16 protein-coding genes and 1 pseudogene are annotated in these 21883 nt (G+C 48.8%); 7 read left to right on the forward strand and 10 right to left on the reverse strand.

The features are described 5' to 3' along the window. Positions 1 to 132 precede the first annotated feature (132 nt). A complete protein-coding gene (locus ACO0LB_RS12110; RefSeq protein ID WP_423049395.1) occupies positions 133 to 378 on the reverse strand; it encodes a hypothetical protein in 246 nt (81 codons plus the stop codon). Between ACO0LB_RS12110 and ACO0LB_RS12115 the strand changes: the two genes are divergently transcribed. Next, on the forward strand, positions 260 to 1531 hold the full coding sequence (locus ACO0LB_RS12115; protein ID WP_423049391.1) for an ammonium transporter: 1272 nt from the start codon (positions 260 to 262) through the stop codon (positions 1529 to 1531). The two genes, ACO0LB_RS12110 and ACO0LB_RS12115, sit on opposite strands and share 119 nt — an antisense overlap. After that, the gene (locus ACO0LB_RS12120; RefSeq protein ID WP_423049353.1) at positions 1528 to 1953 is read left to right on the forward strand and encodes a hypothetical protein; all 426 of its coding nucleotides are present in this window, start codon (positions 1528 to 1530) and stop codon (positions 1951 to 1953) included. Before ACO0LB_RS12115 ends, ACO0LB_RS12120 begins: the two co-directional genes overlap by 4 nt. 99 nt (positions 1954 to 2052) lie before the next feature. On the opposite strand, the gene ACO0LB_RS12125 is transcribed toward ACO0LB_RS12120, so the two are convergent. Then, positions 2053 to 3192, reverse strand: coding sequence for a JmjC domain-containing protein (locus ACO0LB_RS12125; protein WP_423049354.1), 1140 nt, complete (start codon positions 3190 to 3192; stop codon positions 2053 to 2055). Positions 3193 to 3398: 206 nt separating this feature from the next. Between ACO0LB_RS12125 and ACO0LB_RS12130 the strand changes: the two genes are divergently transcribed. Together ACO0LB_RS12130 and ACO0LB_RS12135 are read left to right on the forward strand one after the other, a co-directional pair. Continuing rightward, the gene (locus tag ACO0LB_RS12130; protein WP_423049355.1) at positions 3399 to 7598 is read left to right on the forward strand and encodes a PAS domain S-box protein; all 4200 of its coding nucleotides are present in this window, start codon (positions 3399 to 3401) and stop codon (positions 7596 to 7598) included. Between the two features lie 303 nt (positions 7599 to 7901). After that, entirely contained in the window at positions 7902 to 8537 is a 636-nt protein-coding gene (locus ACO0LB_RS12135) for an ANTAR domain-containing response regulator (protein ID WP_423049356.1), read from the forward strand. Positions 8538 to 8839: 302 nt separating this feature from the next. On the opposite strand, the gene ACO0LB_RS12140 is transcribed toward ACO0LB_RS12135, so the two are convergent. Then, positions 8840 to 12673: a response regulator gene (locus ACO0LB_RS12140; RefSeq protein WP_423049357.1), complete on the reverse strand. Its 3834-nt coding sequence runs from the start codon at positions 12671 to 12673 to the stop codon at positions 8840 to 8842. Between the two features lie 579 nt (positions 12674 to 13252). On the opposite strand from ACO0LB_RS12140, the gene ACO0LB_RS12145 reads away from it, so the two are divergent. Next, positions 13253 to 14089: a substrate-binding periplasmic protein gene (locus tag ACO0LB_RS12145; RefSeq protein WP_423049358.1), complete on the forward strand. Its 837-nt coding sequence runs from the start codon at positions 13253 to 13255 to the stop codon at positions 14087 to 14089. Between the two features lie 86 nt (positions 14090 to 14175). Here the strand turns inward: ACO0LB_RS12145 and ACO0LB_RS12150 are convergent, their stop codons facing one another. Next, positions 14176 to 14637 (reverse strand): Lrp/AsnC family transcriptional regulator, encoded by a 462-nt coding sequence (locus ACO0LB_RS12150; RefSeq protein WP_423049359.1) that lies wholly within the window; start codon positions 14635 to 14637, stop codon positions 14176 to 14178. A 218-nt stretch (positions 14638 to 14855) separates the two neighbouring features. On the opposite strand from ACO0LB_RS12150, the gene glmS reads away from it, so the two are divergent. Next, positions 14856 to 16673: a glutamine--fructose-6-phosphate transaminase (isomerizing) gene (glmS, locus tag ACO0LB_RS12155; RefSeq protein ID WP_423049360.1), complete on the forward strand. Its 1818-nt coding sequence runs from the start codon at positions 14856 to 14858 to the stop codon at positions 16671 to 16673. Positions 16674 to 17170: 497 nt separating this feature from the next. On the opposite strand, the gene ACO0LB_RS12160 is transcribed toward glmS, so the two are convergent. Continuing rightward, positions 17171 to 17818: an NADPH-dependent F420 reductase gene (locus ACO0LB_RS12160; protein WP_423049361.1), complete on the reverse strand. Its 648-nt coding sequence runs from the start codon at positions 17816 to 17818 to the stop codon at positions 17171 to 17173. Positions 17819 to 17939: 121 nt separating this feature from the next. Here ACO0LB_RS12160 and ACO0LB_RS12165 point away from each other — a divergent pair, with 121 nt between their 5' ends. Then, positions 17940 to 18863: a LysR family transcriptional regulator gene (locus tag ACO0LB_RS12165; RefSeq protein ID WP_423049362.1), complete on the forward strand. Its 924-nt coding sequence runs from the start codon at positions 17940 to 17942 to the stop codon at positions 18861 to 18863. Positions 18864 to 19160: 297 nt separating this feature from the next. On the opposite strand, the gene ACO0LB_RS12170 is transcribed toward ACO0LB_RS12165, so the two are convergent. From ACO0LB_RS12170 to ACO0LB_RS12190, 5 genes and pseudogenes are all read right to left on the reverse strand, one after another. Beyond that, positions 19161 to 19388, reverse strand: coding sequence for a hypothetical protein (locus ACO0LB_RS12170; RefSeq protein WP_423049392.1), 228 nt, complete (start codon positions 19386 to 19388; stop codon positions 19161 to 19163). Further along, positions 19383 to 19541 (reverse strand): annotated as a pseudogene (locus ACO0LB_RS12175) (alkene reductase); the annotation flags it as partial. The gene ACO0LB_RS12170 and the pseudogene ACO0LB_RS12175, both read right to left, overlap by 6 nt. Before the next feature lie 102 nt (positions 19542 to 19643). Further along, complete coding sequence (locus ACO0LB_RS12180; protein WP_423049363.1) at positions 19644 to 20339, reverse strand: SDR family oxidoreductase; 696 nt, start codon at positions 20337 to 20339, stop codon at positions 19644 to 19646. 82 nt (positions 20340 to 20421) lie between these two features. Continuing rightward, the gene (locus tag ACO0LB_RS12185; RefSeq protein WP_423049364.1) at positions 20422 to 20733 is read right to left on the reverse strand and encodes a hypothetical protein; all 312 of its coding nucleotides are present in this window, start codon (positions 20731 to 20733) and stop codon (positions 20422 to 20424) included. Between the two features lie 25 nt (positions 20734 to 20758). Beyond that, the gene (locus tag ACO0LB_RS12190) at positions 20759 to 21715 is read right to left on the reverse strand and encodes an alpha/beta fold hydrolase (RefSeq protein ID WP_423049393.1); all 957 of its coding nucleotides are present in this window, start codon (positions 21713 to 21715) and stop codon (positions 20759 to 20761) included. Positions 21716 to 21883 lie beyond the last annotated feature (168 nt).

Raw genomic sequence — 21883 nt, forward strand, 5'->3', positions numbered from 1 at the left:
ACAGACAAGCTGCAATTCGTGATGACGTTTCGAAAAGGGATTTTTGATGAAGATATACTCCGTTACCACTTTATTATTCATCCTCAGCCTGCTGAGTTGGTCCGGGCAGACCTGTGCGCAAAACACACTGCCTCAGGAAAGCCCCGCTGTTTCAACGCCCATCGTCAAGGATAATGCTGCGGACGCTCCCTTCACCGGACCCGGTACCAGCCCTGCATCGTCTTCCACATCAACACCAACGTCTGCCTCTGCTTCAGCCATCAGCGCCGCTGTCACGCCTCCCATTGCGATCACAACACCGACACTGATCGATGCTTCCAAAATCAGCGCGGGCGATACTGCGTGGATGCTGACGTCGACCGCACTGGTATTACTCATGACGATCCCGGGTCTGGCACTCTTTTATACCGGGATGGTACGCAAAAAAAATGCGCTGGGTACGGTCGCTCACAGCTTTGCAACTACCTGTATCGTCTCTGTACTCTGGGTGGTCGTAGGTTACAGTCTGGTCTTTACTCCTGCGACACCCTACCTTGGCAGCCTCGACCGTCTGATGCTGCATGGAATGAGCTTTCTGAAAGATGCGGGTCAGCTGACTGTTCATCATGTTGCACCGACCATACCGGAAAGTGTATTTATGATGTTTCAGATGACCTTTGCCATTATTACTCCTGCCCTGATTACCGGCGCATTTGCTGAACGCATGAAATTTTCTTCACTGCTGCTATTTATTACGCTATGGTCGCTGATCGTCTACGTTCCCGTTGCTCATTGGGTCTGGGAGCCGACAGGTTGGCTGGCAGCACGCGGCGTACTGGATTTCGCTGGCGGCACCGTAGTACATATCAATGCAGGTGTATCCGGACTGGTGGCAGCCATCATGATCGGCCCCAGACTGGGCTTTGGCAAAGAGCCGATGCCACCGCACAACCTGATCCTGACGGTCATTGGCGGATCACTTTTATGGGTAGGATGGTTTGGCTTTAATGCTGGTTCTGCAGGCGCAGCTGATGGCCGGGCAGGTATGGCTATGGTAGTGACTCATGTAGCGGCGGCTGTTTCTGCCTTGTCCTGGATGGCAGTGGAATGGCTGCGTCGCGGAAAACCATCTGTGCTCGGCATGGTATCCGGCGCGGTTGCTGGGCTGGTCGCTATCACACCGGCTTCTGGTTTCGTAGGATTAAACGGTGCGCTGGTCATCGGCCTGGTCGCTGGTGTCGCCTGCTATTGGGGAGCCACTTCCCTTAAATCTTTGGGTGGCTACGATGATTCTCTGGATGTATTTGGTGTGCATGCCGTTGGCGGTATTGTCGGTGCCTTGCTGACAGGTATCTTTGCCATGAAAAGCATTGGTGGCGTCGAAAGCAGTATCGGCACACAGGCATTCGGGGTCATCGTGACTGTCGTCTATTCCGGTGTCATGACAGCGCTGATCCTGGGTGCCATCAATATGGTACTTGGTCTGCGCATCACGCCAGAACAGGAAAGAGAAGGTTTAGATCTTGAACTTCACGGGGAGCATATCGTATGAGCGTCAGTACCCACCTCCAGAATGCGATGTCAGATAATCTGGCATTTTCACTCATGGCACGTATGCATGTCATTTTACGGCGACAAAATGAAAGGGTGATCGATATAGAATATATGCGGATTAATCCTGGCTATTGCCGCTATATTCTTGATCTGGCACTGAAACTTCCTAACGACGATCTGCATCAGATCTGTGTCAAGCTGGAAGACATTTATTTTGGCGAAGAGGGATTATTTGTCAGCCCTCCACCAACAGAACCTCTGATCGCCAGGCTCAGTGACGGTTTAAAGGTAAGAGGAAAACTGGTCACTTCGGCCCCCGTTCAAAGTCCAGCTGCCGTGACTGACGATGAACATGCGATATTGCCGAGGCTGGATCAGAACTCGATTGTGGATCAGACTTATATCGGGCGTTTGCGCTGAGGCCTGAAACACAACCGATAACGCATCTACTCCCACAGGCGCCTGGTGGTCTGATAGTGCTGATAATGCTGATCAACACCAGATACCAGACGCCTGTGATCAGAAATACCAGTAACCAGCATTCACCCAGGAAGTCAGTGCACTGACAAAAACAGGCTGCTGCAAACCCTGACGCAATAACTCTGCATTCAGTTCATCATGATTGCACAATGCTTGTACTGCTCCCTCGCAGGCAGCACCAAACTCCCACTTTTCACCATCAACGTAACAAACACCCAATGGCAAGCTTGCATCCAGATAAAAGCAACGCAAACCGCCAGTTCTGGTCAGGCTCTGCTCTTGCAGTGCAGCGATCAGTTCTTCCTCGCTATACGGTTCCTCTAACGCCTGTAAATCCAGCAGACATTTGGTTTTAGATAATAAACTCCCCAGAACATCCGTCATCAAGGCAGTGTTATCCAATGTTGCCTGTAATTGCAAAATCATCGTCGCTACGTCTCCGGCCTTAATATGTCCCTGATGGTGGCTCATTGGGCGTCGGGGATCAGAGAATAATTCCTGCCCTAGCTCCTGATCGATCAGATAATCAGCCAGACCGCTGAACACGTCACTCGTCGATTTGCTTCGGTAGCCGACAGAAAAACTCAAAGAATGTTCCAGCGTCACGCCATCATGCGGAAAACCTGGTGGGATATACAACATGTCACCCGGTAGTAATTCAACATCGATGATGGGTTCAAACGGATCGGTGTGCAGCAGGGAGGTATGCGCCGCAAACTGGCGGTGCGGGCCTTTTTCACCAACACGCCAGCGACGCTTACCTGATCCCTGGCAAATGAACACATCATATAAATCAATATGCGGCCCGACACCACCACCCGGAGTAGCATAACTGACCATGACATCATCAAAACGCCACTTTGGCAGAAAAGAAAATGCCTGCGCCAACGCAGCCACTTCCGGCACCCAGTGATCAACGGCCTGAACAACTAATGTCCAGTCTTGCTCACCCAGATACTCATACGATGTAAAGGGACCGGTTTCCGCCTGCCACTGCCCATCCTTCCTGTAAATCAGGCGCGATTCTATCGCCGTCTCACACGCAAGTCCTGCCAACTCATCGGGACTCACCGGATCTTCAAACTGTAAAAAAGCCTGGCGTATCACCAGAGGACGTTGTTGCCAGTAATGCGCCAGAAAGTGCTTCGCCGAAAATTCAGCCGGATTCAGTATCAACATGAAAAATAATGTAAAAAATCAAAATTCTTCTTGTAACACTGATATGTCAGACGCAATATCGATTAAATCAAACTATCTGCAGATGATATATTGTGAGAACACAGATCAAGGATAGCCTGGTCAGAATCTCTTAATATCTCGATGCGAAGAGATTAAAATTCAGAATAGTCACCGGGCAACAAGATGCACGAAGCAGATGAGGTTACATGACGATCAGTTCCCGCAAACGTTTCATTACCATTTCGACGTTCGCTTATGCCAGCGGAGCACTGATCTGGATATTTTTGTCAGATTTTCTGCTGGATAGCATCACCGATCTGAAATCTATTATCTGGCTGTCAACAGCCAAAGGCATATTGTTTGTGATCGTCAGTACCGCAGTATTTTTTTTCGCCCTGCGTGCTGTTCCACAATCTGAACTTGGTCATGAATCCTTCATGAACTCAATCGCCAAAGGTGTATCGCCAACGAGCATACCACGCTGGCTGGTCTATATTTTTGCGATTGCAATCACCTGCGTCACCATCGTTGTACGCCAGTATATCGGCGTCAGTTTTGAACAACGTCCATTGCTCCTGCTGTTCATGTTGCCAATTATTCTGAGTGCGCTGCTGGGTGGCCTGATGCCTGGGCTACTGTCAACGATTCTCACTGGGCTCATCGTAGATTACTTATTTATTCCTCCGGTAGAAAGCTTCCGGATCGCAGCAAATCATGATCTGTTGCAATGGTTCATGCTAATCGCCGAGGGCATTGCTATCAGTTTGCTGAGTGAGCTACTACGACAATCACTGTCTAAAGCAGAAGCAAGCCGGGAGTTACTCAATACCATCATTTCCGGCACATCGGATGCTATTTTCGTCAAGGACACACAGGGACGCTACCTGCTGATCAATAAGGCTGCGGCACATTTTGTCGGCAAACCTGTGACAGATATTCTCGGGCATGATGACCGACATATTTTCCCGGAAGCATCTGCAGAAAAACTGATCGCGATTGATCGTGCAGTGATAGCGTCTAACCAGACACAAACGCTGGAAGAACATATTCTGACATCTGACCAGCGGGCAATGGTATTTCTGGTTACCAAAGGATTGATCCGCGATAAGCTGGGAAAAATAACAGGACTATTCGGTATCTCACGCGACATCACGGACCGCAAACAAGCAGAATTACGATTACAGTCGAGTGAGGCTGCATTACAAGAAGCACAACATCTGGCGGGTATCGGCAACTGGGAGTGGAACCTTAGTAACAATCAACACTTCTGGTCTCAACAAATTTATCAGATTTATGGCAGAGACCCGAGTCTGGCTCCAGCGGTTTATCCGGAAGTACAACAATACTTCACTCCAGAATCCTGGGCGCGGCTCACAGACGTCGTGGAACATGCAATTGCCAATCAGATCTCTTATGAATGTGATGCAGAGGTAGTGCGTCCCGATGGAACACATCGCTGGATTACTGCGCGTGGAAAAGCAGATAAGGATATCAATGGCAAGACAATACGTCTGCATGGAACGGTACAGGACATCACTGAACGTAAGCTGGTGATGCTGATGCTGGAAGAAAATGAAGAACGCCTGAGACTCGCGATTGATGCCACCAGCGATGGTTTATGGGATTGGGATTTGCGTAGTAATGTGGTCTATCGCACGCCACATTACTACGATGTGACAGGCTATTCTGCTGAAGACGATACACACGATTTCCAATTCCTCCAACGGATAGTACATCCTGAAGATCTGACGTATGTACTGCAAACAATCCATGCTCATCAGCGTGGAGAGACGCCTTTTATTGATGTCGATTTTCGTGTTCTCAGAAAAAATGGAGATATCCGCTGGGTCAAATCGAGAGGTAAGGTTGTCTACCGTGATGAACAGGGTGCCCCTTGCAGAATGGTCGGTACGCTGTCTGATATCACCAACTACAAACGGACCAATGACGATTTACGCTTTGTGCTGAATGAGGCTGGCGATGCTATCTGGATCGCTAATAACGGCGGTGAATTCATCTTTGCAAATCCGGCGGCCTGTCACCTGACAGGTCATAGTATGGATAACATTCAAGCAATGCATATTCCACAGTTGATCCATACAAGTCTGCACGATGAATTGACAGCGCATTTGCAATTACTGAATCAAGAAAAATTCATCCGACGCGAATGGCTCTTACAATGCAAGAACGGCAGTACAGTTCCTGTGGAGCTGACGACTGAACGCATGCAAGATGGTCGCTACATGGCATTCGGACGCGATCTGACAGAGAAAAAACGCGCTGACCTCATTTTGCAAGAAAAAGAACAACAACTGGAACGTGTCATCGCTGGCTCTGATCAAGGTTTCTGGGACTGGAATCTGGTCACCAATGCGTTTCATACCAGTAATAGTCTGAAAACGATGCTGGGTTACGAGCCAGAAGAACTTGATCTGTCAGTCGATCAATGGGGCAAGCATGTACACCCTGACGATCTGAAGTTATCCATGGCGTCGTTAGAAAAACATATCGCAGGATTAACACCGAATCACATTGTAGAGATGCGCTGCCGGACCAAATCTGGAGAATGGTGCTGGGTACAATCTCGTGGCAGGATTGTGTCGTGGAATGCAGATGGAACACCACTAATGATGTCAGGTACGCATACCAATATCACTGAGCGTAAGTATTTTGAACTGGCCCAGCGTGATGCCAGCACCGTCTTTGCAAGTAGTTACGAGGGTATCATGGTAGTGGCACCAGATGGATTAATTACCAAAATCAATCCTGCCTTCACCCGCATTACCGGCTATGCGGCAGAAGAAATTATCGGTCAGTCCCCCAACATTCTCGCATCAGGTCGGCACCATGCAGATTTTTACGCAGAGATGTGGCGATCATTGCAAGAGCATGATTTCTGGCGTGGAGAAATATGGAACAGGCGCAAAAATGGCGAGCTGTTTGCAGAAATTCTTTCTATTTCTGCAGTCCGTAACGAAGCTAACCTGGTAGAACATTATATCGGCGTCTTTTCGGATATCAGCCAATTAAAAGCGCATGAAGAAGAACTGATGCGCATCGCCCATTATGATCCGCTGACAGGCTCTCCCAACCGACGTTTACTGGCTGATCGGCTGCAACAAGCAATTGTTCACGCATCGCGCAACGCGACCTCACTGGCAGTCTGCTTTTTAGATCTGGATGGATTTAAAGCGATTAATGATCAATATGGCCATAATGCCGGAGACAAATTACTCATTGGTGTCACACATCACTTGAAAGAAGTAATGCGAGCCCAGGAAACACTGGCACGTCTGGGTGGCGATGAATTTGTTTTACTACTATCAGATATCTGCACACCAGAGGAATGCTCTAAAGTACTGGATCGCATTTTGCATGCAGTCAGTCTGCCTGTCCGTATTGATGACGACATTGATGTCTGCGTATCGGCCAGCATCGGAGTGAGTCTCTATCCAGAAGACAATGTGGATGCCGACAGCCTTTTGCGACATGCAGATCAAGCAATGTATATGGCAAAAGAAGCAGGGAAAAACCGTTATCACATGTTCGATCAGGAAAGCGACCGTAAAGCTCAAATACATCGCAACTATCTTGATATCCTGCGCAAAGCACTGGAAAACGAAGAATTCCGGCTGTTTTATCAGCCTAAAGTCGATCTACTCAGTGGCGATATTGTCAGTGTGGAGGCTCTGATACGTTGGCAACATCCAGAACGCGGTCTGTTGCCTCCGTCTGAATTTTTACCCCATATCTACGGTAGCAATCTGGAACAACCACTTGGTAACTGGGTGATATCGCATGCGCTGGCGCAAGCAGAAATGTGGCACAGAATGGGTTTGTCGATTTCAGTCAGCGTCAATGTCAGCGCGGATCATCTGCTTCAACCCAATTTCTACACGCAGCTACAACAAGTACTGGCGCAACACCCCGATGTACCTGCATCACATTTTGAACTGGAAGTTCTCGAAACTGCGGCGATCGCTGACATGGAACAGGCAGTCAGTATTCTGCGTCTTTGTCGTGAACTTGGTGTTCATTTTGCACTCGACGATTTTGGTACTGGTTATTCCTCGCTGACTTATTTGCGTAAATTACCAGTAGATACCTTAAAAATCGATCAGAGCTTTGTACGCGACATGCTCAATGATGCGGATGACTTCGGTATCGTCGAAGGTGTGATACAACTTGCCAAAGCCTTCAACCGTACCGTGGTTGCAGAAGGTGTGGAAACGATGGAGCATGGGGCTGCCTTAATGAAAATTGGATGCCATCTGGCTCAGGGCTACGGTATTGCACGTCCGATGCCCGCAGTTGATTTTTTTGCGTGGTCAGAAAAATGGAAACGGGAGGCCAGCTGGTCTGCTCTGCATTCACTCAAACTCATCACGTCTGATACCGATGTATGAAAAAAAATAGCGATCATGATGGCAATCGTTCTGAATTTTCTGACAATGAGCAAATAGGAATGAGTTGCCATTCCGGTTAATGAGTGTAGCGGTGAAAGACGCTTCCTGCGAGTACGATGCAGGCCAGCAAAGGCTGGTACATAATCATTGCCAGCATGATACGCAGCGCAAAAATTGATAAGCGGGCAGATAAACAACGGTACAATCGGTAAATTCAATAGCAGGTGATACTGATTCTGCTTCATCCATACAGCAACACGGATGTGGTCAGTTTCAATCAATAACAGGATATCTGTAAGCGATATGAGAAAAGAGAACAAGCAGTTGCAGCATGGCGCCAATAAACTACTACTGGTTGATGATGATGCGCTGACACTGACGTTACTCGGCACCTTGCTGGAACATGCTGGCTACCAGATTACGCAGGCACATTCTGGAGAGGATGCATTTAATATTGCGATGGTTCAACATTTTGACATGGCATTACTGGATATCAATATGCCCGGCATGTCAGGACTGGAACTGGCGAAACGTTTAAAAGCTGAAACCGAAATCCCGTTCATGTTTTTATCCTCTATGTCCAACAGTGACATCGTCAAACAGGCCGTAGACTTCGGTGCGGTCGGTTATCTGGTGAAGCCACTGGATACATTCAATCTGATTCCAACGCTGGAAGCCGGTCTTGCACGCGCAGAAGAAATCAGCAAACTCAAAGCATCTGAAAGCAATCTGACCAATGCCCTGGCAGCTGGTCGGGAAACCAATATTGCTGTCGGCATCTTGATGAATGAATTCGTCCTCGACAGACATGCAGCCTTCGAAATATTACGCACGTATGCTCGCTCTAACCGCCGCTCACTGATCGAAGTCGCGACAGAATTACTGGATGCAGAAGAGACGTTTGTGAAATTCAAACAACTGGTCAGAGAGAAAAAGTAGGCAAACTGATGTCCGCAGAAAATGGTCAAATTCTATTTTTATATCGACATTAATATTGACCACCGGATCCTCAGACGTTGCTGTATCACATGACCGCATCGTGATGCTAAAGCGATCACTACCTCAGATGTCTAAATCATCTCACCGATTCAGATAACTAGTTCGGACAACTGGCTCAGCGAGATGATGTGATTTGATACATTCTTCCTTAGTATCTTAGTATCTTAGTATCTTAGTATCTTAGTATCTTAGTATCTTAGTATCTTAGTATCTTAGTATCTTAGTATCTTAGTATCTTAGTATTACAGCAGATTTTCGGCACGAAGATAGTCACTTAATGCGGATAAAAATAGCGGTGCTTCTTTACTAATCAAGGTGTACGCCTGTTGCGCCTCTTCCATATTATTTGCAGCACCCAACTGCTCCACTTGATGTGCAAGATCCATGATGGGTTGTGCTTTGAAATTAGAAATCAGCCCCTTCAGGGTATGACCACTTCGATGCACTTCTTCGGTACTCAAAGTAGCGAGTGCTTTCTCTATGTTCATCAGGTATTCTGGCAAAGATTCCAGCGTCATCACACCAATGACTTCTATATATTCGGGATCAGCCCTTCTGAGTGCAGCTGCATAATCAAATTGTCCCTTCACTTCAGCAGATACTGCTGCCGTTTGTTCTTTTGATGCAGACAGTCCTGCAACTTCCTGTGCACTGCCATCCGATACTGGTACTGATACCGGCAAAGATAAAGGCACAATTGCAGATTGTTGCCACTCTCTTTGCTCTGCAGAGCGACCTTGCTGGCTTTTCGTCATCACATCCTGCAAAGTAGAAAACAAGCTTTCTATCGTAAATGGTTTGGCAATATAACCATCCATACCACTCGCGAGACAACGCTCCTTATCGCCCTGAATCACATTCGCGGTCAATGCGACAATGGGAATATGGTTGCCAGATATTTTTTCTTTTTCACGTATCGCCTGAGTCGCAGTCAGGCCATCCATTTCCGGCATTTGCATGTCCATCAGAATCAGATCGAAGCGTATCCGCTCCAGTAATTCCAGAGCGATTCGGCCATTATCAGCCGTAATTACTTTATGTCCGACACGCTCTAACAAGGTGACGGCCAGCTTTTGATTAATCTTATTGTCTTCCGCCAGCAAGATCGACAGCGGTGTATTACTGGCGCGTTGTGACATGACATTAGCAGCCAGATTACCTGAGCGCTGGCTGCGGCCTCCGCCCATGGCCTGCTGTATCGCATCCAACACGTCGGTATGGGTGATCGGCTTACTGATAGATGACACGACACCCAGATGTTTAAACATAGAAGTATCTGAAGACACATTGATCGCGTTATTTGGCTGCATCAGAATAATGCCGCCATAAGCATCACGTCTGTTTTGCAATGCCATAATCCAGCCATCATCCTGCCCCATTAAATGGCTATCCATCATCATCAATGTATATATTTTCCCCTCCGCCTGTGCGGCGGACAAAGCTTTTACAGCACTGTCCACATCGGACACGATAGTCGGATTAATATATACAGCGGATAACATTTTTTGCAGCACCTGCTGACAGCGCTGGTTGTCTTCCACCACCAGAATCTGCAATCCCGCCAACTGTATCTGCCGCTCATGATGCGTCTGCTGCAATTCAGCGATACCAAAATCCACCGTAAAGTGAAAAATACTGCCTTTACCAACCTCGCTCTCAAGCCACATACGCCCACCCATCATCGATACCAGACGCGAAGAAATAGCGAGTCCCAAACCTGTACCGCCGTAGCGGCGTGAAATGGAGTTATCAAGCTGTGTAAATGCATCGAAAATACCTACCTGCTTTTCTGCAGGAATACCAACGCCCGTATCTTCAATCGTGAAATGCAATGTCGCACGGGCAGCACTCTGCTGCTCCAGCGCCACACCCAATATCACTTCGCCGGCTTCAGTAAACTTGATGGCATTTCCGACCAGATTCATCAAAATTTGGCGCAAACGCCCTGAGTCACCCAGCAGCAAATAAGGCACGTCGGGCGGTACATCACTGATAATTTCTACGTTTTTGTCACCTACCCTGACGGCAAGTACTTTCGCCACATCTCCCATCAGCTTACCCAGATCGAAAGGAATCATTTCCAATTCCATCTTGTCGGCTTCGATTTTAGAGAAATCCAGAATATCGTTAATAATATCGAGCAAAGAATCTGCCGACACCTGGATCAGTTTCATGAAATCACGCTGCTCCTGCGTTAATTCACTGTCGAGCACCAGCGAAGTAAGCCCGATAATGCCATTCATCGGTGTTCTGATTTCATGGCTCATGGTTGCCAGAAATTCGCTTTTTGCTTTATTCGCTTTTTCAGCTTCCTGATTACGTTGCAGCAGTTGTGTATTCAGATTTTCCAGTTGTATCTGAGCCTCTCGGTCAGCGGTAATATCTTTCAAGGTACCAACGATACGCAGAGCATTCCCGGCGCGGTCGCGGCCAATCACAGTGCCATGATCCTTGACCCATTTGTAATGTCCATCAGAGGCAATAACACGGTATTCAGCGCTGAACGTATTGATATTCTGAGTCAGCACTGTCTCTAGTTGCTGTATCACTGCACCAACATCATCAGGATGAACTTTGTTTCTCCAGTCAGAGAACTGCGCATTCGTATCATCCTCGGTATAACCAAGAATGTGGCGCCACTGGTCGTTATGAATTAATTTATCCGGAACAATGTCCCAGTCCCAGACGCCCTCGCCACTGCCCTGCAAGGCAATACTCCAGCGTTCTTCAGTGATACGTAAAGACTCCTGCGCCTGCTTGATGCTGCTGATATCTTTATGAGAAACCACAATCCTGAGAGGACCATCGCCCTTAAACAAAACAACCGAAGTCAATAAACAAACAGTGCGCTCGCCTTGCCGTGCGAGATACTCCATCGTAAATTTTTGTGCCTGACCATCGATCACACTTTGTATTCCCTGCGCCAGAGAAGGATCATGTTCTTTGATTAAGGTAACCGACTGATCGCAGGTTGCGAGATAATTTTGTTGAGATAAATTCGTACCAAAAAAATCGACCGCTGGCTTGTTCATCAGCAGTATTTTGCCTTTTTCATCCAACACAAACAGCAAATTAGAAACCGAATCAATGACCCCGCGTACAAACTCATCGTAGGTACGCAGCTCGCGGCTATTGTTTTCGATTTGACGCAAATTACCAGTAACGATCTGCCGAAATATCAGTAACAGAGCTGTGACAAACAAGCCACCCAGACAGTAAATCCATAACTGGGTACGAAAACCAGCATTCAGACTATCCGCTGAAAATCCCAGACCTACTGCCAAAGGGTAGGTATCGACCCGTTGAAATAAAGTGATCCGTGGCTGCCCCTCAATGACGGCCTGATCTTCAAAGGAATCTGCTTTTTTACTGACCAGAATATTATTGAAACCACCATTTTTTAATTGATCAAAGGCCGCGCTCGCACCACGTGGCCAATAAGTCAGTAATCGACCATCATCTTTGAGCAACATAATGATGCCGCTTTTTTCCAGCTGTAATTTTTGATAAAAATCAGTGAAATATTCCACCGGTACAGAAAGAACAATGACACCCTGGAATACATTTTTTTTATCGTAAATAGGACGAGTGAACTGTATTGACCAGCGTTTAGAAATTTTCCCCAGCACGGGCTTACTGATGAACAATTCGTTTTTGTTGGTATTCAAATGTACACGGAAATGCTCACGGTCGCTTAAATCGACCGACTTGCCGCCGGTATCCAGGCTACTGAAACGTGACCAACCATCTGTACCGATCACTGCCACCTGAAATATCACCTGCTTTTCAAGTATGCCCTGTTTGTTTTTTACTTCATCGGCAAAATCATCTTTTTTATTCAGCCAGGTTTGCGCCAGTATCTGCGTGGTCAGATCCAGAGAATTTACTTTGGAACGGATGTATTCAGAATACGCCAACGCAACGTCTTTCATCTGCCCGCGCATCTCACGCTGGCCCGCTGCCTTCATATTCATCAAGGTCAGTGATATGCCGACCCACAGAGCAATAATCAGCACAACGATGACAGGTGTCAGATACGTCAGTACAGCCTTGTTCGATTCGCGTCTTTTTTCCATGATGTTTTAATCTGATCAATACTATTCCGCAGCTATCCGCGGCCGGTTTCATTTATTGATGAATCACAGGGACTGCTGTGGCCACTCCCGGTTCATGCTGCCATCTCCAGCGCCAAACCTTCAGACAGCAACACTGATTTTCAAAGCATGACTATATGATAGTAAACGTAATTCGGATCAATACAGTATTTTAAAAACTTGTCTGAAGAACATCGGCAAATAGGGCCGACTGGATACCGTGGTCGCGGGGGAATGGCGACGGAGAGAAATATAAATAAAAATTTGGAAACGGGGCGGAGTTTCTGCTGGCTTATCAGCCCAAGTTTTTGTTTATTGACTGATTATATTTTAAATTTCCGTATGGAAATGTTGCTTTATGAGATTTTCACACAAATTCACATTATCGATCCCTTCATATACAGTGAGTAAATTGATGAATGACATGTGCCGACCTTCGATATGTGCTTCATATTGATGAACGCATCATCAACAGACCCTCTTCCCATAAAACAATTCCTTTTGCGGAAAAAGACTTTATCGGCTATGGTGAAATACATACTCTCTGATCGTGGGCGACTTATGTCTTTACCTTTGGCCGGCCCTGTTGCCACATTCCTGCTGCTATTCGGATTGAGCAATGTCTGCTCGGCTGGACAAGACACCTGTTCCCGCCCCATACAACTGCCATTTGCTTCGCTGGGTTACAGCGTGATCACCACGGGCGATACGATCACTGGTATTTATCCAGATATTATCCGCAACGTCTCCAGTAAAGAAACCTGCCAATTTGTTTTTTCCGTGGTTCCGCGCCTGCGACTGGAAGTTATGTTTGAAAACGGGCAGGCAGATGTCCTGCTGCCAGCAATCAAAACTGCAAAGCGTGATGAAAATGGTATTTTTATACCGTTGATTTATACCAGAGCAACGCTGGTGTCATTTACGTCCTCAAGACCTGCCATCAAAAATATGCAGGAATTGCTTGAGCAACGCCATCTGCGTGTGGCGCTGGTGCGCGGTTACGATTATGGCCCGGCTTATTTATCCATCATGGAAGAACTCGGCAAACAAAATCGCCTGATCATGGAGGCTGATGCACTTTCTGTGGCGCGCATGCTAAAGGCCGGTGCCGCCGATATCGGCATCATGGCGCCGTATATCTTCTTTGGCACGGTGCAAAACGATGCCAGAGTCGACGATATGATCAATAAAATCCGCTACGAAGCGATACCAGAACTGAGCTGGGGAGAGAGTGGAATGTACTTATCCAAAAAAACACTTAATGCGAATGACCGTGCCGCGCTTCAACATTTACTCGATAAAGTAGTGCGCTCCGGTGCCGTTTGGAAAGGGTTTCAGCGCTATTACAAAGAAGAAGTTCTGCGTGAAGGAAACCGTCCGCGGGAACTACCCCACTGAAACGTTTTCGTAGCTTCTGTGCTGGTCATTGTTTGGCATCACAACTTCACCACATCCGCAGATCAGTAGATCAGTAGATCAGTAGATCAGGACAGCGACAGTGCCGTATCGAATTTGCTGCGCAAGATAGAGAAAAAACTGCGTACATTGCGGATATTGCTTTGCGTCGCAAACAAACGATGCGCCAGCACATGATAGGCATCCATGTCGGCGACCTGGATCACAAGGACAAAATCAGGTCCAGGAGAGACGCGGTAACACTGTTGCACCGCAGACTCACGCGCAACTAACTGCTCAAAGGCCAGCAGATGCTCTGTCGCCTGCTGATCCAGTGTGATTTCCACAATTGCCGTTAATCCGGCCCCCACTTTTTGCGGTGACAGAATCGCCACTTGTCGGGCAATCACGCCCTCCTCTGTCAAACGTCGCACCCGACGCAGGCAGGTCGGTGGTGATGCATGAACACGCGCTGCCAGCTCATGATTCGTTAATGCGACATCTTGCTGCAATTGCTGCAAAATGCGTTTATCTAACTCATCGAATATCATGATTAATTCATTCAAATATAATTAACAAATGAAATATTAATTCAAAGTATAAAACAAATCACTTTAAATTTCATTTAATGTAAAAATTTGAAAGAAATTTTCATTCAATCTCTATTACGATGGAGGTGTTGATTGATTCAGACTCCAGACACGCTACTTACGTCATCGAACAGTCGGGCTCTGGGGGCCATGTAATTTTTACTTTGATCGAGGTTTTTATGTGCGGTATTGTCGGCGCAGTTGCGCAACGTAACATCACTCCGGTATTGCTGGAGGGCTTAAAGCGGCTGGAATACCGGGGTTATGATTCCTGCGGTATCGCACTGCATGTGAATGGTCATTTGCAACGCTCCCGCAGCACATCGCGCGTCGCTGATCTGCAATCGCAGATGGACCAGTCTGGTCTGGCAGGCTTTACAGGCATCGCCCACACTCGCTGGGCAACGCATGGCGCGCCTTCATCTGCCAATGCGCATCCACATTTTTCCCGCGACCGGATTGCACTGGTACACAACGGCATCATCGAAAATCACGAAGAACTACGCGCCGAACTCAGTGCTGCCTCGTATGTATTTGAAAGCCAGACCGACACCGAAGTTATTGCGCACCTGATTGATTATCTGTACACCGGCGACCTGTTTGAGACCGTGCAACTGGCCGTCAAACGCCTGCATGGCGCATTTGCGATTGCGGTATTTTGTCGTGACGAACCGCATCGCGTCGTTGGTGCGCGTCAGGGTTCACCGCTGATCGTCGGTATCGGTCAGGGAGAAAATTTTCTGGCGTCCGATGCAATGGCACTTGCGGGCACAACCGATCAGATCATTTATCTGGAAGAAGGCGATGTGGTGGATCTGCAATTGCAACGCTGCTGGATCGTTGATCAGCATGGCAAACAAGTACAACGCGAAGTACGCACCGTCCATGCGCACACCGGCGCAGCAGAATTAGGGCCTTATCGCCACTACATGCAAAAGGAAATTTTTGAACAGCCACGCGCGCTTGGTGACACGCTGGAAGGCATCATCAGCATCATGCCAGAACTGTTTGGCGATCATGCTTATGGCATCTTCAAACAAATTGATTCCGTCCTGATCCTCGCCTGCGGCACCAGCTATTACGCCGGACTGACCGCCAAATACTGGATAGAATCTATCGCAAAAATTCCGGTCAATGTTGAAATCGCCAGTGAATACCGTTATCGCGACAGCGTACCCAATCCGAATTCACTCGTAGTCACCATTTCGCAAAGCGGTGAAACAGCGGATACGCTGGCAGCACTCAAACATGCACAAAGCCTTGGCATGCGGCATACGCTGACGGTCTGCAATATTGCTACCAGTGCCATGGTACGTGAATGTGCACTATCGTATATCACCCGCGCCGGTGTTGAAGTTGGCGTCGCTTCCACAAAAGCATTTACCACCCAGCTTGCCGCCCTGTTCCTGCTCACCTTATCACTGGCACAAATCAAAGGTCGCCTGAGCGATGAACAAGAAGCGGAATATATCCGGCAATTACGTCATTTGCCTGCCGCCATCAGCGCTGTACTGGCGCTGGAACCACAAATCATCGCCTGGGCTGAAGATTTCGCGCGCAAAGAAAACGCGCTGTTTCTCGGTCGCGGCCTGCATTATCCTATCGCACTGGAAGGTGCGTTAAAGCTAAAAGAAATTTCTTATATCCACGCAGAAGCTTACCCGGCAGGTGAACTCAAACATGGTCCACTCGCGCTCGTTACCAAAGACATGCCTGTCGTGACTGTCGCCCCCAACGATACGCTGATAGAAAAACTTAAATCAAATATGCAGGAAGTCCGTGCACGAGGCGGTGAACTCTACGTCTTCGCCGATGCCGATTCCCGCATCACCTCCAGCGAAGGGGTGCATGTGATCCGCCTGCCAGAACACTACGGCATGCTGTCACCAATCTTGCATACGGTGCCCTTACAGCTACTGGCCTATCACACCGCATTAGCACGTGGCACGGACGTCGATAAACCAAGAAATCTGGCAAAATCGGTCACCGTGGAATAGTTTCACGACAGAGGCTTCTGACTGTTGTCCGAGCTTAAAAGATAGGTTAGCGTGCTGCCGAAATGAAAGGTTATTTACAAGGGGACTTACTCCCCGCAAAGCCTTGTTAGACTTGCTCGCTAACCTAATCTAACGAGCACTTTTTTAAGTAAAAAATATGAGGCAATAAACCTCCTAGATTTCGGTTATTTGCGACTGCTGACTAGCACAAATAAAGTTTGTCAGATCCGAATGGAGTATGCCGGAAAGCAGTAACCAGGTATGAGTCGCCGACCTGCTTTCGACATGGTCTTGCCGCGTTTTGACGGTTTGATACTTAATCGATACTTCCACTCTATCTACGTCCAGACTGTGGAGATAGTTGACTTAATATTCAACTTCAATTTGTTGTCGCCAAAGGGGCATTCTCCCCTAGTTCACTTATTTTCAACACAAGGCTCTAATAGCCCACCTAGCAGTTGCTAACATTTTTCTGCTGGGTGAGCCTCTAGTCTCAATTAGATACTGATGAAATTGTGCGTCGACAGCGGGCCGAAAGGCAGCGAGGCAAGCGGCCCACCAACATCCAGTGAGCCGAGGTCGATCGGGAAGAATCCGGCTGTTTCCATGATGCCACGCACCTCAGCTTTTGCGGCAGCGTCGTCACCCGAGTAGAACAATACGCGTTTGCCACCTTGCGTTTCTGGCTCCTTCAGCACATTTACGTCGTTGTGGTTGAATGCTTTGACGACGCGCGCACCAGGAACGAATTGTTGGATGATCTGACTCGAGTGTTTGCCGGCAAGATCGACTGCCTTGATTCCATAAGCGGCGAGCGGATTGTTCGGGTCGTTCGCATCTGGCGACGTAGCAGGATCGAAGAACTCCACCGGGTTAGTGCCATCGATCACGATGCGTCCATTCCACGCTGGCAAGCTACCAAGCACTCTCTCTGCGTCGACCCAGCGAACCGCAACCAGCACCATGTCGGCGCTTGCAGCCTCTTCTACTGTGCCAGCTTTGATAGATGGACCTAACTCTTTGACCAGCTCCTCCAGCGAAGCTGGTCCGCGGCTATTAGAGATGGTGGCCGAGATTCCTGTGTTGGCGAGAATGCGGGCGAAGTTGGAGCCGAGCGCGCCCGAGCCAATGATACCGATAGTCATACTATTTCCTTTAAATTAAGTGAATAAACTGTTTGCTGAGTTGAATTTTAGGGTCTTGCTGTTTCTATTGTTAGTAGCAGTCGACTATAATCAGTTTCAATCATTACTTTAAAGTAAGCCTTTGGAAACTCTCGCCAATCTGGAGTCCTTCGTCCGCAGTGCCGAGAGTGGCAGCTTTTCTGCTGCGGCACGTCGGCTCGGCTTGACGCCGGCAGCAGTAAGTCGGAATGTTGCGTTTCTGGAGCGCAACCTTGGCGTGCGACTCTTTGCACGCAGTACGCGCGGTCTGACGCTGACTGAAGCGGGCGAACGTTTTCGGCTGTCAGTACAGAGCGGTCTCGATAGCATCCAGGAAGCCATCTCTGATATTAAGATGAATGCAGGGGAGCCGGCCGGAGTCTTGAAACTGAGTGCTGCGCCGGGATTTGGCATGGATTATCTGTTGCCTCTGATGCCGGCGTTTCTCGAACGTTATCCGGGCGTGACTCCGGATTGGGTTTTTGATAGCCGCCCGCTGGACCTGATCGCAGGCGGTTTTGATGCAGCGATCGGCGCTGGCTTTGAGCTACCACCGGGGATGGTGGCACGCGAACTGGCGCGTATACATTTGATTGCGGTGGCTTCGCCGGCGCTATTACAGGGCAAGCGCCGTCCAAAAGATCCAACTGAACTTGCCGTGCTCCCCAATGTGGTGATGCGTTCACCACTGACTGGTCGTATGCGGACGCAGATCATGCGCAATAGCGCTGGCGTCGAAGTCACTGCAAAACAGCAACCAATAATGTTGGTCAACGATCCTGATGCCCTCAGTCGTGCCGTGTTACTGGGCCTTGGCGTTGGCTTGATACCGGTTCCGCACGCTGCTCCGCATCTGGAAACTGGCGCACTGGTGCGGTTGCTGCCAAACTGGTATGGCGATGTGGGGGCGATCTCGTTGTATTTCACCAGCCAGAAGCTGTTGCCGGCGAAGACGCGGGTTTTTATCGATTTTGTTGTCGAGGCATTTAGGGTGCAGAAGCTGCCGGAAATCCTTTCGGCTAAGTAGCGCACTGTTGATATCAGGCAGCGGTTGTCAGACTCGAAGCTTGGTGGCGTCACAAGTTGGCGCAGCCGTTTGAAATCACGCCGTTTCTAACGGGGAGATGAGTACAGAATTACGGTGCAGTAGCCTGTTGGTGGTCTGAGCTGTGACATTGTGTCTGTAGCGTAAGGGGAGCAATACCGAAAAGGTCGCTAACCTATCTTGGTAGGTAAACGAAACCTTACTCAGTATTTCAAGCTGCCAGCATGCTTTGGGGTGAATCATCTGCTCAAGGCCTGTCCGTCATGTATCAGGCAATAATCAATACAGCCTGTTGCGCCCGACGTGCAGAACTTCCCATATCAGATCATTCATCGGGACATCAACTTTCATACGCTCAAGCAGATCAGGGTTGCAGATGAAAGGACGCCCAAAAGCAATCAGATCAGCTTGCCCATCACTCAATGCTGTTTCACTACTGGTCCGGTTAAATCCGCCAGCCAGAGTGAATGTTCCTTTGAAGCATTTACGAGGTACTGCTTTGAACAAACTGGGAATCCGGGCATAGCCCAAACCATGAGGCAAAGGCGAGGTGCCTTCCGTGATGATCAAACCAGCTGTTGCACGTTGGCCGTAATACGCTGCCATCAAGGCATCGGGCGTGTTTTCCTCCATGGCTCGACTGCGTGTCATAGGTGCCATCACAGCGCGATACGATACGATGAGATGCAAAGTTTCAAGGGCGAATCGGAGAGTGCTGTCAATGACATGATGCGCTTTCAATGGAGAGGGAATAAGAAGGCTTTACTCCTGAGGGAGATAAATAGATCCAGCGAGTCCTTTCTTGACCTGTTGGGTCAATACATCCGCCAAGACTTCAAGTTCTCCAGCCTCAAGACCATCGAGCGCGCTGCGAACGATGTCCTCGGCACTGCTTTTAGGAACATCAAACCCACGCGTCAGATCGGTATCGACGTATGCCATATGCAGACCCAGCACTTGCGTTTTTTGTGTAGCCAATTCATGACGCAGCGCATTGGTCAATGACCATGCAGCAGACTTGCTTGCTGCATACGCGGCCAGTTCACCGCCATTAAGCCAGGATGCGATGGATAAGACATTGATCATGCCTCCACCGCCATTTGCTTTCAGCACAGGCGCAAATGCTTTGCTCATGTTCAGCATACCAAAGAAATTGGTCTCAAAAATGCGGCGGGTGACTGCTTCGCTATCCTGAGCCAAAAACCCACCAGCTTGTGCAATCCCCGCGTTATTGATCACCAACGTCACATCGCTGGCGTGTTGAGCTACGGCATTGACCTCAGCGAGATTGGTGACATCCAGCTTTACTGCCTCCACACCAGACAAGGTGACGGTAGATGGGTTTCTTGCTGCGGCATAGACCTTGCGAGCACCACGCGCCAGTAACTCGCGGGCAAACGTCAGACCAATTCCCCGATTAGCTCCGGTAACAAGCACGACAGAATTTTCGATTTTCATTTTTTTACTCCAAAGTGTTGATGAAAAATGCACATGACAAATGCCCTATGCAAAAATGTGAACAGTGATTGAAGGGTGCGGTTCATAAGACCTTGCTGATAACCTTCCGCTTTACATGCCCGCTTTCCACAGGTTTCAAGTACTGGTTCAGTCCCTGAAACCACATTACTTTGGCAAAATCGCCACTGAGACTCAGTTCGTCTTCATGTAGCGCCGTCAAAAACACCCCCTTTGCCGTTATCAGCGGATACCGATGATCCATACCGCCACGAAAGTGTTGCAGGAGAAATAGTGGCGGCTGGTCTGTCGCGGTATTACCCCAGCGCCGGCAGGCGAACTTCTCACCATCAACATCGACGAATCGGGTGGAAGGGGGTGAATGTGTCTCGGTCATGTTGACACCCTCATGTGTGAAACGGTTATCGGCCAAGGAACTCAATTGCGCTGGGCACAAAATCGGCATGAAACTGAAATATGCCGCCATGGCCCGCATCGGGATAAATAATCAAAGTGCTATTCGGAAGCCGTCGAGCCAGATCGTACGTATTCAGCGTGGGAACCATGCGATCAGCATCACCATTGACAACGAGTACAGGCTGCTTAACAACCGAAAGGTCCGCTGTTTTTTTGTGACCCCAGTTGCGCAGCGCCTTCAATTGAGCGAGAAATGCGCTGACGGAAATGTCCTTGTCACGATTCTCAGAGCGCTCCTTCAGTCGCTCCAGAAACACCTTGCCAGCATCAATTCCTTGGGGTGTGCGGGTAAAGAATAGAAACTGCTTGGCATCCTGGCTTGTCAAGAAGCCCCGTAACATGTCGTAAAAGGTGACTCCCGCCACCGAACTGATGCCCTCGCCACCCGCAGGACCTGTCCCCGCGAGAATCATTTTCCGGACGAGTTGCGGCTCTTTCAGCACGATTTCCTGGGCAATCATCCCGCCCATAGAGAACCCCAAGAGGTCAACCTGCTTGAATCCCATGGCCTTGATAAAGGTAACGGCATCGTCGGCCATTTGCTCTATGGAATTCGACGGTGATCCACTGGACGCCCCGATGCCACGGTTGTCGAAAGCGATCACATGGTGCTTCGCGGCAATTCCATCCATGATCCGGGGATCCCAGTTGTCCAGCACAGCAGCCAAGTGGACCAGAAACACCACTGGCGTTCCACCGTTTTGCTTTCCCAGTTCCCGGTACGCGAAACTTACGTCGCCTGCTGTAATGGTTTGTGTGGCCACATTCTTCCAGGAGTCTCCCGACGCATCGCTGGCGTTTGACAAGCTTTGAGTCTGACCCGTGGGCAGTAAATCTGCGGCACTTACTGATGTTGTGAAGAGGGTGGTCGCCAGCGCAAGCCCCAGAACAGCGGTTCTCATCAGCACGGATTCTGGATCGCGGGCAGTAGCATAGACCTTGCGCAGACACCGGGCGAGCACAGCACCCACAGATACCAGACCGATTCCTCGGTTGGGGCCAGTAGTAAAAACAACAGAATTTTCGATTTTCATTAGGAGCTCTTAGCTTGAACGAGAATTTCGCATGAT

Origin of the sequence: Undibacterium sp. SXout7W (assembly GCF_049339385.1) — a bacterium.
Classification (GTDB): Bacteria; Pseudomonadota; Gammaproteobacteria; order Burkholderiales; family Burkholderiaceae_D; genus Undibacterium.